The sequence below is a fragment of the Micromonospora sp. GCM10011542 genome (genome assembly GCF_042650685.1).
Lineage (GTDB): Bacteria > Actinomycetota > Actinomycetes > Mycobacteriales > Micromonosporaceae > Micromonospora.
On sequence record NZ_JBHSBO010000016.1, the window covers coordinates 17470 to 34494 of the forward strand.

The window sequence follows — 17025 nt, forward strand, 5'->3', positions numbered from 1 at the left end:
AGCCCGGGGATGACGGAGGTCGACTCGTCAAGCGGTCGCGGGTAGATGGAGTCGGCACGCAGTTGTGCGGGGCGCCTACGCGGCATTGCCCTTTCGTGGAGTCGACATGCCGATCATCGTTGCACACCCGCGTTCGGCTCATCTTCCGGGACAACTACGCGCGAGCCCTCAAGATCAGGCCGTCTCCAGGCCGTCTGAGGTGAACCAGCGGTGCCCACCGATGACCCTCGATGACGCGTCCCGGCCCAGGTCACAGGACGTCTCGTCCGGTTTGATCGACTACGCCTGGGCCCGCGATCAATACAACGCCAAGTGACAATCTCAGGTGCCCTGACCTGCGCCTGAAGTCGTCCGGAGTGCCGCTCGGCAACTTTGCCGTGGGTCACCCGCACGGGCGGCACCCAGCGGACCTTGGCCGAGGCTGTGACGACCGGAACGAGTGGGATGCCGCGTTGGCGGCACAGCCTGACGAGAGCTGCCTCCGGCGGGACGAGCTGTGACTCGCGCTGGCGTCTTCGGTCCCGGTTAGCCGAAGCCGTGGCGGGTACCCCGCAGCGTCGACGAGACGTCTGTGGGGGAGGTCGGTTTCGGGATGGCTGCGCACGGCATGGCCAAGGACGTGATGGACCGGGCGATCACCGACGCGTTGGAATGTTCGCGGATCTGTGAAGAGACTCTGGCTTATTGCCTGCATCAAGGCGGCCGGCACGTCGAGGCCGAGCACCTCAAGCTGATGGTGGACTGCGCGGAGATATGCCGGACGGCGGCGGCGTTCATGGCGCGCGGGTCGCGGTTCAACGCGGAGATATCCCGTATCTGTGCTCAGATCTGCCAGGCGTGCGCGGTCGACTGCGCGCAGTTCAGCGGAGACGAGCAGATGATGCGCTGCGCCGAGCAGTGCCGCCGGTGCGCCGACTCGTGCACCCAGATGGCCGCCGTCGCCGTCTGACAGTTCCAGCTGCGACATTCGCAGCAACCCGCTCTCCAACCTGGCCTCCGAGGCACGAGCCAGCCGGTCGCGGTTGTGACGGCGACGGTGGCTATTCTGCTGCGATGCTGACGCAGCGCCTGGCCGGTATCCGGTGACGACGTACCGACGTCGCGGGCATTGGCGTACACGTTCGGGTGGCACCCGGCACTGGGTGAACACCCACCACGTGACCCGCTCGTCCGCCAGGTCCTCCACGTCGTTTCGGCAGAGCTACGCGAAACCATCCTCAACGGCGGCGGCGTCCAGCAGTGCGGCGGGGTGGATCAGCCCGAATGCCATCTGCCCCGTCTGCGGCGCGTCGGTCTACTTCTACGCCAATCAGCACGGCAGCCGCGTCTTCTTCGATGATCTGGGACCGCCGTGGCCGAAGCATCCGTGCGTCGACAACCCCGTGCGGTACGTGACCACGGTGGGTGGTCGCCAGACACCGAGCCTCCGTGACTTCAGCGTCGAGCGGCGCCCGAGCAAACTGCGCGATCGCCGATGGAAGTCGTACGCGGTCAACGACATCACGATCGAGGACGGCCAGTCGCGGATCGTTCTTCGGTCGCTCAATGGGTCTGTGCGGGGGCCCAACTGGACCGTCTCGAGGCCGTTGCCCCTGCGGGTGGGCGACATTGTCTTCGTGAGAGCACAGCAGATGTCCTATTTCGACATTGACGCGTGCGAACCGGCGGTCGCCGAGGATGCCAAACGAGCCGCGGAGATCGCCCGGAAGCTGATCACCGAACGGGACAAGCAGCACGTCCTGGCGACACTCGCCGCGCGAGTCGCCGCAGGCGAGATGACGCCCGACGACATGCCGGACGTGACGGTCGCCGTCCAGGCCGCTCGTACCCGCGGCGAGCTCGCCGACGCACTCAAGATCAGAGTCACGGACCTGAAGGTCGCGCCGCCGCGTCCCGGCGACCTGTGGTTGCTCGCGATCGCGTTCGTACTCATGGTCGGGGCGACCAGCGCCGCCGAAGGCGGACGTTCCTTCCTGATGATGCTTCCCGGATTGCTGCTCATGGCGACGGCCGTCTACCGTCTCAACCCGGATATGGAGCGCGGCCCCAGGGTCGCCTTCGCCGTGATGACAGCCCTGGTGGCGATCTGTCCCGCCGGCGTGCTCGGCGGTGCGATCCAGGTCGAGATCCTCCATCACTGACCGGGGTACAGGAACGACGCCTCATGCGTCCGGGCGGACATCCAAGACCTGGGCGCTGACTGCCGAACGAAGGCTTCGGTCATGGACGGATCGGGCATCCGCCTGCCCCACCGCACCGGACACCGGCTGCGGGATGCCGGCGCCACTCCTGGCCGGGCGCATCGAACTGAAGGCCGTTCTCGTCCAGGGCGTTGTAGATCGTCAGCTGCCCGTCGGTGAAGGTGAAACCGAGAGCGAGACTTCCGTCTGCCACGGTTCCCCCGACCCATTCGAGCAGTTCGGCGTGGTCAAGCTGTTGGCCGCAAAGCGCAGCCAGCCCTGGTAGCGGCTCTGCCCGCCAGGCGAGCGAGAAGCCGTCGGAGGTCGGCCAGACAACGGGCTGAGCGGGATCGACGCGATTGTAGGTGACGGAAAGGTCGTCAAACTTCTGGTGGTTGGCCTCCACCTGCTCATCGTCGAAGACGAGCAGCACGGGACAGTCGGAGAAGCACTGATCAGCGTCAGGCGCGGGGCATCAGCGCTTCCACCTCTAGAGCAGAAGACATCTCCTCCCGAGCGTGGAACGCTGGCAACCTGGTTGTGCCGATCGCGAGTGGGTGCCGGACGGCCCGCACGCTGCTGGTCGGCGAGTTCGCAAGTGACCACCATGGACGGGGACGAGGATGCCTGAGCCGCGCGCCTTCTGGCTGGACGAGCAGTTCGACCGTGAGCGCGGCGCCGACGGGCGCGGCCGGTACGAGGTCGAGGTACTCAGCCGGATCGACGAGTTCGTCGACACGTGGGGCGACATCGCTCCGGTGAGCTTCGCGGCGACGGCGTGGCGGCTGGCCACCGACCTGTCGCCCGGCTTCGTCCGGTGGAACCGGCGGATCCTGTCGGCGACCTGCACGCGCAGCCCGTGGGACGGCAGCATGGTCTGCGCGGCGACGGTGATCAGCCGGTGGCCGGCCGAGCTCAACTGGACGAAGCAGTGGCAGCGCGACCGTGGTTGGCACGATTGGCCACGGTTGTTCGGTCAGTACACGGCACCGACGGAGCAGGATCGGACGCGCAGACCGTACCTGCGTGCGACGCTCCAGGTGGAGGCGCCGGTCCCGCTTGGTGATCTGCCGCCGGCTCCGGACGGTCCGGACGATTCCGTGGCCTCCACGGCGCGCCGAGCGGTCGCGGTGTTGACGCGGGAACTCAACGACCTCCTCGCCCCGATGATCGGTCAATTGGACGCAGGGGTGCCGGCGGACTCCTGAACGCACGGTATTCCGGCGAGCGCGGACGCGACGCTCCGACTAACCTGCCTGCCATGTCAGCGCCGCCACAGCTTCAGAAGATCACCCCGGACAACGTGGAGGCCGCCTGCGGCCTCGCGGTACGAGCCGATCAGGAGCGCTTCGTGTCACCGGTGTCCTGGTCGCTGGCGGAGGCGTACGCGCAACCCGAGGTCGCCTGGCCGCGCCTGATCGTTGCCGGTGACGAGATCGTCGGCTTCCTCATGGGGTTCTTCGACATCGTCTGGGACCCGGACCGTCCGGACGACCGGCGGTCGGGCCTGTGGCGGCTGAACATCGCCGCCGACCACCAGGGCAAGGGCTACGGCCGGTTCGCCGTCGAGGCCGTCTGCGCCGAGGTACGCCGGCGTGGCCAGGACCGCGCGGTGACGACCTGGGAGCCCGGCGCGGACGGGCCGGAGCGGTTCTATCTGCGGCTCGGGTTCCGCCCCACGGGGGAGACCAGCGGCGGCCAGACCGTCGGCGCGCGTCTGCTCGCCGACGCCTGAGCCGTCGAGCCGCGCGACCAGCCACCCGGTCCGGTACGTGGGCTCGGAGTCCCGCCTGTCTCGGGGCCGTTGGTCAGTGACCGAGGACCAGGTAGGCGAGTCCGAGAGTCCCGCGGTAGTCGCTGACGTACTGACGCAGCCGGGCGTCGAGTTCCTCGCGGACCTCGTCGGCGCGGGGGTCCTCCGGGTGCTCCAGCAGCCACTCCTGCCGGCCGGCGAGCCAGGTGGATTCGAAGTCGTCCCACTCCCGCTGGTCGGCGGTGCTCAAGTGCAGGACCCGCCAGCCTGCCTCGCGGGCGTGCTCGACGAGATCCGGCAGGGGCAGGACGTCGGACCCGAAGATCTGTTCGGCTTCGGCCGTGGGCGGGCGCTCCCAGTACGCCTCGCCGAGCAGCAGCCGGCCGCCGGGCCGGACCACCCCGGCGAGAGCCTTCAGGGCCGCGCCGGTGCCGCCGAAGGCGTGGGTGGCGCCCACGCACAGGACCCGGTCCGCCGGCTCCTGCCAGGCCGCCACGTCGCCCATCACGAAGGCCACCTGCTTGTGCAGTGACCGTTCGGTGGCGAGCTTGCGTCCCCGCGCGAGTGCGGCGTCGTCGGTGTCGACTCCGACGCCCCTGGTCGCCACGATGCCGCCCGTCCCGCCCGCGGCGACGGCCCGCAGCAGCAGTTCACCCCAGCCGCAGCCCAGGTCGAGCACCCGCGCGCCGGGACGGACGTCGAGACGGTCCAGCAGCAGCGCGGCGTGCTCCTCGGACAGGGGTGTGTTCCAGCGCATCCGCGCGTAGCGGCGAATCGCGAGGTCGTCGGTCGGCTGCATCCGTGGCGGGTCCAAGTCGTGGTCGGGGGAGGCTCAGACCGGGTAGTCGGTCCGATGGCCATAGGTGAGTTGGCTCGGTGTGATGTCCCAGCTGGCGAGCAGCTGGTCGAGCTGGGATTCGTTGGTGGCCTGCGTCGCACGGACCTCGGCCATGCCGTCATCCGGTCCGATGCAGCGTCCTCGTTCGATGTGGTCGGTGTCGAACTCGCGGTGGAACAGGTTGAACGCCTGCTCGGCGCTGGCCGTCCGCACCGGGTGGATCGCCACCCAGGCGCGGTGGCCGGGCCGCGACGCGGGCACCTCGGCGACCAGTTGCTGTCCGCGACGCAGTGCGGTGCGGAGCGCTGTGGGCCAGCCGTCGGTCATGACCATGATTGAACCACCGTGGCCCTGGCCAGTCGGAGATCGGAGTCGGACCTGAGCCCTTCGCCGCGGATGCGCGATGGGGAGCACGGCCCCTATCCTCGGGGACGTGGCGATTCAGCGCATGGACAACGTCGGCATCGTCGTCGACGACCTCGACGCCGCCGTCGCCTTCTTCACCGAGCTCGGCATGGAGATGGAAGGCAGGATGCCGATCGAAGGAAGCTGGGCGGGAAACGTCGTCGGGCTCGACGACATGCGAAGCGAGATCGCGATGATGCGGATCCCGGGCTCCCCGGGCCGGCTCGAACTGGCGACGTACCACAGCCCGAAGGCGATCACCCCCGAGCCGGAGATCACCCCGGCGAACACGCTGGGCCTGCACCGCGTCATGTTCACCGTCGACGACATCGAGGACACCCTCGCCCGCCTCCGCCCGCACGGCGCCGAACTCGTCGGCGAGGTGACGCGCTACGAGGACAGCTACCTGCTCTGCTATCTCCGCGGGCCGAGCGGAATCATCCTCGCGCTGGCCGAGCAGCTGAGCTGAGGCACGCAGGGGCTCCAGGATCTGCTCGGCGGACCTGGACCTCAGGCGAGGACACGAGCGGCCGTCGTACGGCAGGATCGGTGGGGTGGAGGGGGACGGCCCGGCGGTGGCCGGAGGGTTCCGACGGCCGACCCGGGCGGAGGTGGCCGCGGCGGCCGGCCGGGGTCTGGTGGACGTGATCGGGCCCGACCTGCGGGTGCTGTTCTGCGGGTTCAACCCGGGGCTCTACTCGGCCGCCGTCGGTGAGCACTTCGCCCGCCGGGGCAGCCGCTTCTGGCCGGCCCTGCACCGCTCCGGGTTCACCGACCGGGAGCTGCGGCCGTGGGAGCGCGACGAGATGCTGCGCCAGGGCATCGGCATCACCAGCCTGAGCAACCGGGCCACCGCCCGCGCCGACGAGCTGACATCGGCCGAACTGGTGGCCGGCGTGGTGCGGCTGGCGGACAAGGCCCAGCGGTACGCGCCGCGGTTCGTCGCCATCCTGGGCGTGACCGCATACCGGATCGCCTTCGCACGACCCCGGGGGGTGCTCGGCCCGCAGCCGGACGGGTTGGGCCCGGCGCGGGTGTGGGTGTTGCCCAATCCGAGCGGGCTCAACGCGCACTTCCCGCTGCCGGCGCTGACCGCCGAGTTCGCCGCCCTGCGCGCGGCGGTGGGGGAGTAGCACACCACCGTCACCGCTCGAAAACCGGTGGAGCACCGCCGCTGTGCGGCGTTACCGTGCTGCCGAACCACGTCGTCTAGTCAAGGACGTGCCGATGTACACCCTGTGAGACCTCCCGAGCGCTGATCTGTCGCGCGGCCGCGCAGGTGCGCCGCGCTCCTTCTTGCTGCGGACTTCTCACTGAAACCGGTGTACTTCTGTGCTCAACAACTGGATGGTCGTGCCCACCCGCCTGCCGCTCGTTCGCCGCCGTTGCCACGCGTGCGCGTCCGAGCGCTTCCGGGCCAGCGGCAAATTTCGCGTCAACGCCAACCACAAGCTCATCGACGCCTGGCTCCTCGCGCTCTGTACCGTCTGCGGGGAGACGGCGAAGCTCACGGTCCTGGAACGGATGACTGTGCGCTCCGTACGACCTGAGCTGCTGGACCGGCTGCATCACAACGACCCTGGCCTGACAGCCGAACTGCTCCAGGACCCGGCGGTGCGGCGCCGTAACCGCATCGCGCTCGACTGGGACAACGCCTGGCGACTCGACACCGGCCGATCCGATCACCTGGACCGCGAGGTGGTCGACGTCTCGGTCCGTCTGACGGCGCGGATCCCGGTCCGGCCGGCGCGGCTGATCGCCGAAGGCTGCGGTCTGCCGCGGGCCGAGGTCGAGAGACTGATAACGGAGGGAAGAATCGTTTCGGCCGTCGCGCTGAGTGGCAGGCTCTCCAGCAACTTCGCCTTCACGCTGAAGCGCTCGGCCCTCCCGAGGACCACGGGCCTGCCCGGCATGGTCCGCCGGACAGGCCCTAGCCCCGACCCGCGTCGTCCCCGATGGACAGTGCCTCGAAGTAGGGGGCCATCGCCGGGTAGTAGTCGTCGAAGTTGGGCCGGGGCGAGCCGTCGCGGGCGGCGGTGAACAGGTCGAGGTAGTACTCCCACCCGGGGCCGACCGCACCGATGCCCTCGGTGCTGGTCAGGTGCTGGACGAGCCGCAACTCGGTCCCGGCGTCGACGCTGGCGAGCAGGAACTCGAGGTGCCAGGCCCCGGCCTCGTCGACCGTCGACACCGCCAGGCGGCGCGGCGGCTCGCACGCGTCGACGCGTACGTCGAACCAGGGCTCCTGGTCCTCGAAGGCCATCTGCACCCGGATCGTCCGGCCGGGGGCGGCGTCGCCCTCCCAGGGGCCGAACCAGCGGGCGGTGCGGTCCGGTTCGGTGAGGCTGGCCCAGACGTCGTCGGCCGGCGCGCGCAGGGTGCGGGTGAGGACGAGGTCGGTGCCGGTCGCGGTGCGGAAGAGTCGACCGGTGGGTGAGCTGGTCATGCGGTGTGCTCCCTTCGTTGGTCCGCCGGGCCGCTGCTGCGGCGTGCCCGGCGGGTCCGGTGGACCTCGGTCTCGAGGGCGTCGAGGTGGCGCTCGCACCCGGCCGGCTCGACCAGCCCGGTGAGCCATTCGATCAGCTCCGTGAGCCGGTCGGGGGCGAGCTGGTAGAGCCGTAACCTACGAGTTACGGTTTGCGCGCCAGCAGGAACCCCTGGGCCGACTTCTCGTAGGCGGTGGCCGCGCGCACCAGTCTGGCCTGCTCCACCAGCCCCGCCCGGGCGACCAGGTCGGCGACCAGATCCATCGGCACCCAGTAGACGTCGAGCGACACGTCGTGCCCGTAGGCGTGGGTCAGCTCCCGCCGCTCATCGCCGACCTTGAAGGCGATAAGCAGGTGACCACCGGGCGCGAGGACGCGGGCGAACTCGGCGAACGCCGCCGGAAGCTGCTCGGGCGGCGTGTGCACCAGCGAGTACCAGGAGACGACCCCGCCCAGCTCCCCGTCGGCCACGTCGAGGTCGGTCATCGTGCCGACCTCGAAGCGCAGCTGCGGGTGCGCGCGGCGGGCCACCTCGACCATGGCGGGGGACAGGTCGACGCCGAACGTGCTCAGGCCCCGCTCGGCCAGGTGGGCGGTGACCCGGCCCGGCCCGCACCCGACGTCGGCCACCGTGCCGCTCACCACCTCGGCGTACGCGGCGAGCACGGCCCGGTCCCAGGGCCGGGCCGCCAGCTCGTCGCGCAGCAGGTTGGCATAGTCGGCGGCGACGATGTCGTAGGAGGCGCGGGTGGCGTCGAGACGGCTCTCGGAGATCATGACGCTCGACCGTACTCCAACCGGTGGCACCGGTTGCCCCGCCAAACCTGGTCGAGCGGTGGGCAGAAACTCCGTTCAGCGGTGGTCACATGATCAGATCTCCTGGCAGGGTTGGTGCATGGCCGCGCTGCTCCGCTCCCGACTGACCGACTGGACCGTCGTCGTACCGCTGCTGGCGGTGCTGGTCCTGCTCGGCAGCTGGGGCCGGGAACTGCCCGGGGCGCTCGTCGTGGTCGTGGCGGTCTTCCTGGCCGGGGCGGTGCTGGCGGCCGTGCACCAAGCCGAGGTGGTGGCCCACCGGGTCGGTGAGCCGTACGGCTCGCTGGTGCTCGCGGTCGCCGTCACGGTCATCGAGGTCGCCCTGATCGTCACGCTGATGATCAGCGGACCGGAGAAGACGCAGTCGCTCGCCCGGGACACCGTCTTCGCCGCCGTCATGATCACCTGTAACGGCATCCTCGGCCTGTCCCTGCTGCTCACCGCGTTGCGCCGGCGGGTGGCGGTGTTCAATCCGGAGGGCACCGGCGGTGCGCTGGCCACCGTGGTCACCCTGGCCACCCTCAGCCTGGTCATTCCGAGCTTCACCACCAGCCGGCCCGGTCCGCAGTTCAGCCCGGCCCAACTGGCCTTCGCCGCCTTCGCGTCGCTGGCGCTCTACGGGCTGTTCGTGCTGGTGCAGACCGGCCGGCACCGTGACTACTTCCTGCCGATGACCAGCGACGGGCGGGTGATCGACGCCGAGGAACACGCCTTCCCCCCGTCGAATCGGACGGCGCTGACCAGCCTCGGCCTGCTGATGGTGGCGCTGGTCGCGGTGGTCGGCCTCGCCAAGACGGTCTCGCCGGCCATCGAGGCCGGTGTCGAGGCGGCGAACCTGCCCCCGAGCTTCGTCGGGGTGGTCATCGCGCTGCTGGTGCTGCTGCCGGAGACCCTGGCCGCGGCCCGCGCCGCCCGCCGGGACCGGGTGCAGATCAGCCTGAACCTCGCGCTCGGCTCGGCGATGGCCAGCATCGGCCTGACCATCCCGGCGATCGCGCTCGCGTCCATCTGGTTGGACGGGCCGCTGCTGCTCGGTCTCGGCGGCACCCAGCTCGCGCTGCTCGCCCTCACCGCGGTGACCGGGGTGCTCACCGTGGTGCCGGGCCGGGCCACCCTGTTGCAGGGCGGCGTGCACCTGGTGCTGCTGGCCGCCTTCGTCTTCCTGGCCGCCAGCCCCTGACCCGCCCCCGCCCCCTCGCCCTCCGCCGCGCGCCACGCCGGCTTCACCGCTCCCGCGGTGCGCCGGCCCAGTCGTCGAGGCGGGCCGCGCGGGCGTACAGGTAGCGCTGCTGGGCCAGGTTCGTCGAGCGTCCGGCGGCCATCCGGTACGCCTCCCGCGCGGCGCTCCGCTCGCCGATGAGCTCCCACAGGTGCGCCCGGGCCGCCGGCAGCCGAGGATCGTCGGCCAACCGGGCGTCGCCGTCCAGCGTGTCCAGCAGCGCCAGCCCGGCCGGCGCGCCCCGGCTCATCGCCACCGCCACCGCGTGGTTCAGCGCCACGACCGGGTTGTCGGAGATCCCCAGCAGCACCTCGTACAGGGCGGTGATCTGCGCCCAGTCGGTGGCCTCGGCGCTCGGTGCCTCGTCGTGCACGGCCGCGATCGCCGCCTGGAGCTGGTACGGCCCGACCAGCCCGCGCGGCAGCGCGCGCTGATCAGCGCCACTCCCTCGGCGATCTGGTCGGCCCGCCACCGCGTGCGGTCCTGCTCGGCCATCGGCACCAGCTCGCCGTGCGGGCCGATCCGCCCGGGGGCGCGCGCGTCGGTGAGCAGCATCAGCGCGAGCAGGCCGGTGACCTCCGGATCGTCGGGCAGCAGCCGGTGCACCAGGCGGGTCAGCCGGATCGCCTCGGCGGTCAGGTCGCCGCGCAGCAGGCCGGGCCCGGCGGTGGTCGCGTACCCCTCGGTGAAGATCAGGTAGAGCACGTGCAGCACCGCGGCCAGGCGGTCGGCGCGGTCCGCGCCGGTGGGCGGGGCGAACGGCAGCCCGCTGTCGCGGATCCTCTGCTTGCCGCGACTGATCCGGCGGGTCATCGTGGCCTCCGGCACCAGGAACGCCCGGGCCACCTCGGCCGTGCTCAGCCCGCCCACCGCGCGCAGGGTGAGCGCGATCTGCGACGCCGGCGACAGCGCCGGATGGCAGCAGAGGAAGAGCAGAATGAGTGAGTCGTCGGCGTCGGCCGGCGGCCGGTCGGCAGCGGGGGAGCGCCACTGCTCGGGCAGCACCGACCGGGCGGCGGCGTCCTCCCGGCGGGTGCGGGCCTGTTCGCGGCGGAGCAGGTCGGTCAGCCGGCGCGACGCCACGGTGATCAGCCAACCCCGGGGACTGTCCGGTACGCCGTCGCGCGGCCAGCCGCGGGCGGCGGCGATCAGCGCCTCCTGGACGGCGTCCTCGGCGGTGTCGAAATGCCCGTAGCGGCGCACCAGCGCCCCGAGGACCTGCGGCGCCAGCTCGCGCAGCAGGACCTCGACGCGGTCACCCTCGACCGGCACCGGTCAGCCGGCCAGGTCCTCGACGCCGTCCAGGACCGGGCGTACGTCGACGTATCCGCCGGGCGCGTCCGGGTCGACCAGGCCGGCGGCGATCTCGGTGGCCCGGTCGAAGCTGACGCAGTCCACGATCGTGTAGCCGGCCAGCACCTCCTGCGTCTCGGCGTACGGGCCGTCGGTGACCACCGGCGCGCCCCCGCGCACCCGCACCCGCCGGGCGTGCACGGGCGCGGCCAGCCCACGGGCGTCGACGAGTTCCCCGGACTCCGCGAGGGCCTTGTGGAACGTCTCCATGTGCTCGTGCATCGCCGCGACCTGCTCGGCCGACATGGCCGGCTGGTCGGCGGCCGCACCGGAAAGCACGTCGTAGTCCCGCTGCGAGCCGTAGAGCAGAATCATGTACTTCACGCTGTCTCTCCTCCTACCGTCGGCGCCGGTGCGGCGCCGCTCACCCGAGACGTCGATGCCGCCCACCCGTTCCGGACACGCTACGGCGGCGGGTCGTACGACGGGGTCGATCGGCTGGCGCGCCGGGGCTACGGTCGGCGCATGACGACACTGTGGGTGGTGGTGGGGGCCTTCGTGGTGCTCGGGATCGCTTCGTTCGGCTACGTCGCCTGGCGGGACCGGCGCCGGCAGAGCTCCGCCGACGACAGCACCGCCGCCCGGGACGCCCGGTCGGTGCAGGAGCGGTACGCCGCCGAGCGCCACGCCCAGCAGGGCGACACCTGGCTGCGCGGCCGGGACGGCACCTCCGGCTGAACCGACCGGCTCGTCCGCCGGCGGCGATTCTCGGCGTGCGCGGGGCACCGCACCGCCGTGCGGCTGAACCGACGCGGCGCCGCCGCCGTGGATGGTGACGGCGGGGCATGGTGAACCCGCCCTCGGGGTACTGCCGCCAGCAGCACCGACGCCTGGGGAGGACACAGTGGGGGCACAGTCACGACGGCACGCCCGGTGGTCGCTCGCCGGCCTGCTGATCGCCGCGCTGGTGTCGGTCGGCTGCGCGGTCGGCGGGGTGTCCGAGCCGGAGGGTCAGGAGCCGGGGGACAACGCTCCGGCGGGCAGCCGGCCGGCGGCCTCGCCCGGGCCGAGCACCACCCGGGCTGACGGCACCACCAGCGTCGCCGAGTTCCAGCAGGATGTCGCCGACGCCCAGGACATCGCCGAGGCGTACTGGGCGGCGCAGTTCAAGGCCTCCGGGCAGCGGTTCCAGCCGGTCCGGCGGATCACCCCGTACCAGCGCGAGGGTGAGGTGTCCTGCGGCGGTCAGCCGCTGCCGCGCAACAACGCCGTCTACTGCTCCCAGGGCGACTTCATCGCCTACGACGTGAACTGGTCGGTGGCCGCGTTCCGCCAGGTCGGCGACGCGTTCGTGTTCTACCTGCTCGGCCACGAGTACGCCCACGGCATCCAGGTCCGTCTCGGCATCCGGTACAACTTCACCATCCAGCAGGAACTCCAGGCCGACTGCATGGCCGGGGCGTACCTCGGCGACTCGGTGCGCTCCAAGGCCCTGACCCTCGCCGAGGGTGACCTGGACGAGTTCCGGGAGGGGCTGGCCGCGGTCGGCGACGACCCGAACCAACCTTGGTTCGCGGAGGGTTCGCACGGCACCGCCGAACAGCGCACCGAGTCGTTCTTCCGCGGCTACGAGCGCTCGCTGGACGCCTGCGACCTCGGCTGACCGGGTTGCCCCCGTCACCTGAGCGGGCACCGCGGGCACCGGTCGCGGCGGGCCCTGAGAGGATCGCCGGGTGCCGACCCTGGAAGATCCGCTGAGCAGCCACCATCCCGCCGCCGTGCTCTTCGACATGGACGGCACCCTGGTCGACAGCGAGAAGCTGTGGGACATCGCGTTGCAGGAACTCGCCAAGGAGTACGGGGGCACGCTCTCCGACGCCGCCCGCCGGGCCATCATCGGCACCAGCATGGCCGAGTCCATGTGCATCCTGCACGACGACCTGGGCCAGCCCGAGCGGGACCCCGAGGTCAGCGCGGCGTGGATCAACACCCGCATCCTGGAGCTGTTCCGCACCGGGCTGCGCTGGCGCCCCGGTGCGCTCGCCCTGCTGAGCGCGGTTCGCGCGGCCGGGATCCCCACCGCCCTGGTCACCTCCAGCGGCCGGCCGCTGGTCGAGATCGCCCTGGAGACCCTGGGCCGGGACAGCTTCGACGCGGTGGTCTGCGGCGACGAGGTGACCGCCGCCAAGCCGCACCCGGAGCCGTACCTGACCGCCGCGCGGCTGCTGGGGGTGCCGATCGAGCGGTGCGTGGCGATCGAGGACTCGGCGACCGGGGTGGCCAGCGCGCTGGCCTCCGGCGCGGCGGTGCTGGCCGTACCCGCGGAGGTGCCGCTGCCCGCCACCGACGGCGTACACCAGTTGGAGAGCCTGACCGGTGCGGACCTGGAACTGCTCTCCGCGCTGCTGGCACGCCGCGCCGACGCCGGCCGCCGCGTCGCCGGCTGAGCCGCCCCCGGCGCGAGCCAAGCGTTAAAAGGGGCCCCCTGCTATGCACCAGGCGTTAGCAGGGGGCCCCTCCTTACCGCTCAGTCGTGGGCGATCGCGCCCAGGACGTTGATCCGGGCCGCCCGGATCGCCGGCAGCACCGCGGCCACCACCCCGATGATCGCGGCGAGACCCAGGAAGATCCCCATCTGCCCCCAGGGCAGGATCAGGTCGGTGATCCCCTCGTCCTTGAGCGCCTCGACCACCGCGGCGCCGAGACCGCTGCCCACCACCACGCCGAGCAGCGCGCCGAACACCGAGATCACCACCGCCTCCACGGTGATCATGCGCATGGTCTGCGCCCGGCGCAGGCCGATCGCTCGCAGCAGACCCAGCTCCCGGGTCCGCTCCAGCACCGACAGCGCCAGCGTGTTGATGATGCCCAGTACGGCGATCACGATGGCCAGCGCCAGCAGGATCTGGATCATCGTCAGCAGTCCGTCGAGCTGACTGGTCTGCTGCTTGATGAACGCGCCCCGGTCGGCCACCGACACCTCGGGGCTGTCCGCGAGCAGCGTCTCCACCCGCGGCTGCACGTCGGCGACCCGGGCACCCGGGGCCAACTGGATGAAGCCCTGGATGGGCTGCGGGATGGCGAAGTCCTTCGCCGCCGAGGCCGGCAGCGTCACCGGGTTGGTGAGCTGCGACGACTCGTAGATGCCGCTGACCGTGTAGGTGCGGGCCTCGCCCCGGGTCAGCTGCACCTTGACCGGCGAGCCCACCGACAGGTTGCGGGACGTGGCGGTGTCCGAGCTGACCAGCATCTGGTCCGGGCCGAGCCGGTCGATGTCACCGGCGGTGGGTTTCGCGCCGAAGATCTGCCGCAGCGACGCCACGTCGCTGCTCGCCGCCACCCAGGTGCTCTGGCCGTCGAGCTTGGCCATGTCGCCGTACTCGCCGTCGACCATCCGCACGCCCGGCAGGGCCTTGGCCTTCTCCAGCACCTCCGGGTCGAAGCTCGGCGGACGCGGCCCGCCCTGCACGCCGGAGATCACCAGCTCGGCCTTGATGGTGTCCTCGGCGAGGGCGCTGATGCTGCCCTTGGCCGAGTCGAGGATCACCGTGACGCCGGTGACCAGCGCGATGCCGACCATCAGGGCGGCGGCGGTGATCGCGGTGCGGCGCGGGTTGCGCCCGGAGTTCAATCGGCCCAGCTTGCCCGGCACCGACCAGGCGAAGATCGCGCCGAGCAGGCTGACCACCGGCCGGCTGATCAGCGGGGTCAGCAGCGCCACCCCGATGAAGGCGAACAGCACCCCGCCGAGGATGGTGGCCAGGGTCTGACCACCGGCGTTGCCGCTCAGCCCCAGGAAGAGCAGCACGGCGCCGACGGCGGTGACCAGCGACCCGGCCACGCTGACCTTGGTCAACGGCCGGTCCGGCGTGGCCACGTCCTGCATCGCCGCGATCGGCGGGATCCGGGAGGCCCGCAGCGCCGGCAGCAGCGCCGCCACCACGGTGATGACCAGACCGACAGCGAACGAGCCGATCACCGCCGACGCCGGTACGCCGATCCCGGCCAGGGTGAGACCACCGGCCAGCTTGCCGAACAGGAACGCCAGCAGCGCACCCACCCCGATGCCGGCGGCCAGGCCCAGCACCGACGCGATCAGCCCGACCGCGATCGCCTCCAGCACCACCGAACCGATGATCTGCCGGCCGCTGGCCCCGATGGCGCGCATCAGCGCCAGCTCCCGGGTCCGCTGCGCCACGATGATCGAGAACGTGTTGAGGATCAGGAAGGTGCCCACCAGCAGCGCCACCGCGGCGAAGCCGAGCAGGATCTTGTTGAAGAAGGACAAGCCCTCCTTCAGGCTCGCCGAGGCGTCCGCGGCCACCTGCTCGCCGGTCTTCACCTCGTACTCCGCGCCGAGGGTGCGGGCCACGTCGTCGCGCAGCTTCTCGTCGGAGACGCCACCGGCGGCGCGTACGGTGATGCTGCTGAACGCGTCCGGCGCACCCAGCATCAGCTTCTGCGCCACCGGCGTGGTGAAGAAGGTCTCGTTGACCCCGCCGATGGAGTCCCGGTCGCCGCTGTAGCCGACGACGCCGACCAGCGTGAACTCGCGCTTCTTCGACTCGAACGCGGTGAGCACACCGACCTTCTGCCCGACCTGCACCTTCGCGGCCGTGGCGAGCGCCTTGTTGATGACGATCTCGTCCTCGGCCTGCGGCGCGCGTCCCTCCCGCAGTCGCAGCAGATCGCTCTCCCCGGTCCAGTTCTCGCCGAGCTGCGGCGGACCGAACGAGGTGACCACCTTGCCGTTGCTGCCGATCACGCGGGCGCCGTCGGCGTTGACCACACCGGTCGCCGACGCCACCCCAGGCACCTGCTTCACCCGCTCCACCACGGCGGCGGGCACCGGTGCGGCGGTCTGCTCGCCCTCCAACTCGTCGAGCTCGACCTTCGGCTTCGCCGCGACGTTCACGTCGATCTCGGAGAAGCCGTCGGCGAAGACCGAGTCGAAGGAGCGGCCCAGCGTGTCGGTGAGCACGAAGGCGCCCGACACGAACATCACCCCGAGCACCACCGCCAACCCGGACAGGATCAGCCGGACCTTGCGGGCCAGCAGACTCTTCAGTGTCGCCCGGAACATCAGTTGCCCACCTCGGCCGAGGTGTCCAGCTTCTTCATGGTGTCCAGCACCGTGTCGGCGGTCGGCTCGATCAGCTCCGAGACGATCTGCCCGTCGGCGAGGAAGACCACCCGGTCGGCGTACGCGGCGGCGGTCGGGTCGTGGGTGACCATCACGATGGTCTGGCCGTGCTCCCGCACGGAGTTGCGCAGGAAGTTGAGCACCTCGGCGCCGGAGCGGGAGTCCAGATTACCCGTCGGCTCGTCCGCGAAGATCACCTCGGGACGGGACACCAGCGCCCGGGCGCACGCCACCCGCTGCTGCTGGCCACCGGAGAGCTGCGCCGGCCGGTGGTCCAGCCGGTCCCGCAGGCCGACCGTGTCGATCACCGTGTCGTACCAGGCCGGGTCGGGCTTGCGCCCGGCGATGGACAGCGGCAGCAGGATGTTCTCCTTGGCGGTCAGCGTGGGCAGCAGGTTGAACTGCTGGAAGATGAAGCCGACCTTGTCCCGGCGCAGCTTGGTCAACCCCGCGTCGCCGAGCCCGGTCACCGTGGTCTCGCCGATCGCCACCGTCCCGCGGGTGACCGAGTCCAGGCCGGCCAGGCAGTGCATCAGCGTCGACTTGCCCGAACCCGACGGGCCCATGATGGCGGTGAACCGGCCTCGCTCGAACTCCGCGCTGACCCCCCGCAGCGCGATGACCTGCGCCTCGCCGCTGCCGTACACCTTCCACACGTCGTTCGCCCGGGCCGCGGCCTGCGCCTGCCGGCCTACCGTCGCGGTCACGTTCATCTACCTCTTCCGTCTGTCCGAGTCACGCCGCCCCCGCTGGTCCGGCGCGTCATCCCATCATCGGCGCTGTCCGCGCCCGGCCCGTCCGCCCACGGGGGGATCCGATGCGGATTTCCCGCTGCGGGTGCACCCCCATGCCGGCTCAGGGTTGCCCCTGACCCACCGCCGGTCGACTGGTT

19 protein-coding genes and 1 pseudogene are annotated in these 17025 nt (G+C 71.2%); 11 read left to right on the forward strand and 9 right to left on the reverse strand.

The genetic code is table 11. The annotated features are described in order from the left end of the window. Positions 1-607: 607 nt before the first annotated feature. Positions 608-949, forward strand: coding sequence for a four-helix bundle copper-binding protein (locus ACFOW4_RS04945; RefSeq protein WP_377524929.1), 342 nt, complete (start codon positions 608-610; stop codon positions 947-949). Positions 950-1142: 193 nt separating this feature from the next. Beyond that, positions 1143-2141, forward strand: coding sequence for a hypothetical protein (locus ACFOW4_RS04950; RefSeq protein WP_377524930.1), 999 nt, complete (start codon positions 1143-1145; stop codon positions 2139-2141). A gap of 79 nt (positions 2142-2220) precedes the next feature. Here ACFOW4_RS04950 and ACFOW4_RS04955 read toward each other — a convergent pair whose 3' ends face one another. Beyond that, a complete protein-coding gene (locus tag ACFOW4_RS04955) occupies positions 2221-2613 on the reverse strand; it encodes a hypothetical protein (protein ID WP_377524932.1) in 393 nt (130 codons plus the stop codon). Positions 2614-2803: 190 nt separating this feature from the next. Between ACFOW4_RS04955 and ACFOW4_RS04960 the strand changes: the two genes are divergently transcribed. Both ACFOW4_RS04960 and ACFOW4_RS04965 read left to right on the forward strand, forming a co-directional pair. Further along, positions 2804-3388, forward strand: a complete 585-nt coding sequence (locus tag ACFOW4_RS04960) for a hypothetical protein (RefSeq protein ID WP_377524933.1) — start codon at positions 2804-2806, stop codon at positions 3386-3388. 53 nt (positions 3389-3441) lie between these two features. Next, on the forward strand, positions 3442-3915 hold the full coding sequence (locus tag ACFOW4_RS04965) for a GNAT family N-acetyltransferase (RefSeq protein WP_377524935.1): 474 nt from the start codon (positions 3442-3444) through the stop codon (positions 3913-3915). Positions 3916-3988: 73 nt separating this feature from the next. Here the strand turns inward: ACFOW4_RS04965 and ACFOW4_RS04970 are convergent, their stop codons facing one another. Together ACFOW4_RS04970 and ACFOW4_RS04975 are read right to left on the reverse strand one after the other, a co-directional pair. After that, complete coding sequence (locus ACFOW4_RS04970; protein ID WP_377524936.1) at positions 3989-4732, reverse strand: SAM-dependent methyltransferase; 744 nt, start codon at positions 4730-4732, stop codon at positions 3989-3991. Between the two features lie 33 nt (positions 4733-4765). Continuing rightward, a complete protein-coding gene (locus ACFOW4_RS04975; RefSeq protein ID WP_377524938.1) occupies positions 4766-5098 on the reverse strand; it encodes a hypothetical protein in 333 nt (110 codons plus the stop codon). A gap of 106 nt (positions 5099-5204) precedes the next feature. Here ACFOW4_RS04975 and ACFOW4_RS04980 point away from each other — a divergent pair, with 106 nt between their 5' ends. The 3 genes from ACFOW4_RS04980 to ACFOW4_RS04990 all read left to right on the forward strand — a co-directional run bounded on the left by ACFOW4_RS04980 (position 5205) and on the right by ACFOW4_RS04990 (position 7216). Next, complete coding sequence (locus ACFOW4_RS04980) at positions 5205-5645, forward strand: VOC family protein (protein ID WP_377524939.1); 441 nt, start codon at positions 5205-5207, stop codon at positions 5643-5645. An 85-nt stretch (positions 5646-5730) separates the two neighbouring features. Beyond that, positions 5731-6309 (forward strand): G/U mismatch-specific DNA glycosylase, encoded by a 579-nt coding sequence (gene mug, locus ACFOW4_RS04985; RefSeq protein WP_377524941.1) that lies wholly within the window; start codon positions 5731-5733, stop codon positions 6307-6309. A 214-nt stretch (positions 6310-6523) separates the two neighbouring features. Continuing rightward, the gene (locus ACFOW4_RS04990) at positions 6524-7216 is read left to right on the forward strand and encodes a DUF1062 domain-containing protein (RefSeq protein WP_377525208.1); all 693 of its coding nucleotides are present in this window, start codon (positions 6524-6526) and stop codon (positions 7214-7216) included. Here ACFOW4_RS04990 and ACFOW4_RS04995 read toward each other — a convergent pair. Both ACFOW4_RS04995 and ACFOW4_RS05000 read right to left on the reverse strand, forming a co-directional pair. Further along, complete coding sequence (locus ACFOW4_RS04995; RefSeq protein ID WP_377524942.1) at positions 7107-7622, reverse strand: SRPBCC family protein; 516 nt, start codon at positions 7620-7622, stop codon at positions 7107-7109. The two genes, ACFOW4_RS04990 and ACFOW4_RS04995, sit on opposite strands and share 110 nt — an antisense overlap. Before the next feature lie 184 nt (positions 7623-7806). Next, positions 7807-8439, reverse strand: a complete 633-nt coding sequence (locus ACFOW4_RS05000; RefSeq protein WP_377524944.1) for a class I SAM-dependent DNA methyltransferase — start codon at positions 8437-8439, stop codon at positions 7807-7809. A gap of 118 nt (positions 8440-8557) precedes the next feature. On the opposite strand from ACFOW4_RS05000, the gene ACFOW4_RS05005 reads away from it, so the two are divergent. Continuing rightward, entirely contained in the window at positions 8558-9658 is a 1101-nt protein-coding gene (locus ACFOW4_RS05005) for a calcium:proton antiporter (protein ID WP_377524945.1), read from the forward strand. Between the two features lie 43 nt (positions 9659-9701). Here the strand turns inward: ACFOW4_RS05005 and ACFOW4_RS05010 are convergent. Beyond that, positions 9702-10969 (reverse strand): annotated as a pseudogene (locus tag ACFOW4_RS05010) (RNA polymerase sigma factor). 3 nt (positions 10970-10972) lie between these two features. Then, positions 10973-11365, reverse strand: a complete 393-nt coding sequence (locus tag ACFOW4_RS05015; protein ID WP_377525210.1) for a YciI family protein — start codon at positions 11363-11365, stop codon at positions 10973-10975. A gap of 150 nt (positions 11366-11515) precedes the next feature. On the opposite strand from ACFOW4_RS05015, the gene ACFOW4_RS05020 reads away from it, so the two are divergent. The 3 genes from ACFOW4_RS05020 to ACFOW4_RS05030 all read left to right on the forward strand — a co-directional run bounded on the left by ACFOW4_RS05020 (position 11516) and on the right by ACFOW4_RS05030 (position 13437). Then, positions 11516-11728, forward strand: coding sequence for a hypothetical protein (locus ACFOW4_RS05020; RefSeq protein WP_377524947.1), 213 nt, complete (start codon positions 11516-11518; stop codon positions 11726-11728). 166 nt (positions 11729-11894) lie between these two features. Further along, on the forward strand, positions 11895-12653 hold the full coding sequence (locus ACFOW4_RS05025) for a neutral zinc metallopeptidase (RefSeq protein WP_377524948.1): 759 nt from the start codon (positions 11895-11897) through the stop codon (positions 12651-12653). Positions 12654-12768: 115 nt separating this feature from the next. Further along, positions 12769-13437: an HAD family hydrolase gene (locus ACFOW4_RS05030; RefSeq protein WP_377525212.1), complete on the forward strand. Its 669-nt coding sequence runs from the start codon at positions 12769-12771 to the stop codon at positions 13435-13437. Between the two features lie 80 nt (positions 13438-13517). Here the strand turns inward: ACFOW4_RS05030 and ACFOW4_RS05035 are convergent, their stop codons facing one another. Both ACFOW4_RS05035 and ACFOW4_RS05040 read right to left on the reverse strand, forming a co-directional pair. After that, positions 13518-16073 carry an ABC transporter permease gene (locus ACFOW4_RS05035; protein WP_377524950.1) on the reverse strand — a complete coding sequence of 852 codons (2556 nt, stop codon included), beginning with the start codon at positions 16071-16073 and terminating at the stop codon, positions 13518-13520. Further along, on the reverse strand, positions 16073-16840 hold the full coding sequence (locus ACFOW4_RS05040; protein ID WP_377524951.1) for an ABC transporter ATP-binding protein: 768 nt from the start codon (positions 16838-16840) through the stop codon (positions 16073-16075). Before ACFOW4_RS05040 ends, ACFOW4_RS05035 begins: the two co-directional genes overlap by 1 nt. Positions 16841-17025 lie beyond the last annotated feature (185 nt).

What these genes read in the sequence shown, in the direction of transcription:
- ACFOW4_RS04945 (WP_377524929.1), top strand. Translation starts at nt 608, where the DNA reads ATGGCCAAGGACGTGATGGACCGGGCGATCACCGACGCGTTGGAATGT.
- ACFOW4_RS04960 (WP_377524933.1), top strand. Translation starts at nt 2,804, where the DNA reads ATGCCTGAGCCGCGCGCCTTCTGGCTGGACGAGCAGTTCGACCGTGAG.
- ACFOW4_RS04965 (WP_377524935.1), top strand. Translation starts at nt 3,442, where the DNA reads ATGTCAGCGCCGCCACAGCTTCAGAAGATCACCCCGGACAACGTGGAG.
- ACFOW4_RS04970 (WP_377524936.1), bottom strand. Translation starts at nt 4,732, where the DNA reads ATGCAGCCGACCGACGACCTCGCGATTCGCCGCTACGCGCGGATGCGC.
- ACFOW4_RS04975 (WP_377524938.1), bottom strand. Translation starts at nt 5,098, where the DNA reads ATGACCGACGGCTGGCCCACAGCGCTCCGCACCGCACTGCGTCGCGGA.
- ACFOW4_RS04990 (WP_377525208.1), top strand. Translation starts at nt 6,524, where the DNA reads ATGGTCGTGCCCACCCGCCTGCCGCTCGTTCGCCGCCGTTGCCACGCG.
- ACFOW4_RS04995 (WP_377524942.1), bottom strand. Translation starts at nt 7,622, where the DNA reads ATGACCAGCTCACCCACCGGTCGACTCTTCCGCACCGCGACCGGCACC.
- ACFOW4_RS05000 (WP_377524944.1), bottom strand. Translation starts at nt 8,439, where the DNA reads ATGATCTCCGAGAGCCGTCTCGACGCCACCCGCGCCTCCTACGACATC.
- ACFOW4_RS05005 (WP_377524945.1), top strand. Translation starts at nt 8,558, where the DNA reads ATGGCCGCGCTGCTCCGCTCCCGACTGACCGACTGGACCGTCGTCGTA.
- ACFOW4_RS05015 (WP_377525210.1), bottom strand. Translation starts at nt 11,365, where the DNA reads ATGATTCTGCTCTACGGCTCGCAGCGGGACTACGACGTGCTTTCCGGT.
- ACFOW4_RS05020 (WP_377524947.1), top strand. Translation starts at nt 11,516, where the DNA reads ATGACGACACTGTGGGTGGTGGTGGGGGCCTTCGTGGTGCTCGGGATC.
- ACFOW4_RS05035 (WP_377524950.1), bottom strand. Translation starts at nt 16,073, where the DNA reads ATGTTCCGGGCGACACTGAAGAGTCTGCTGGCCCGCAAGGTCCGGCTG.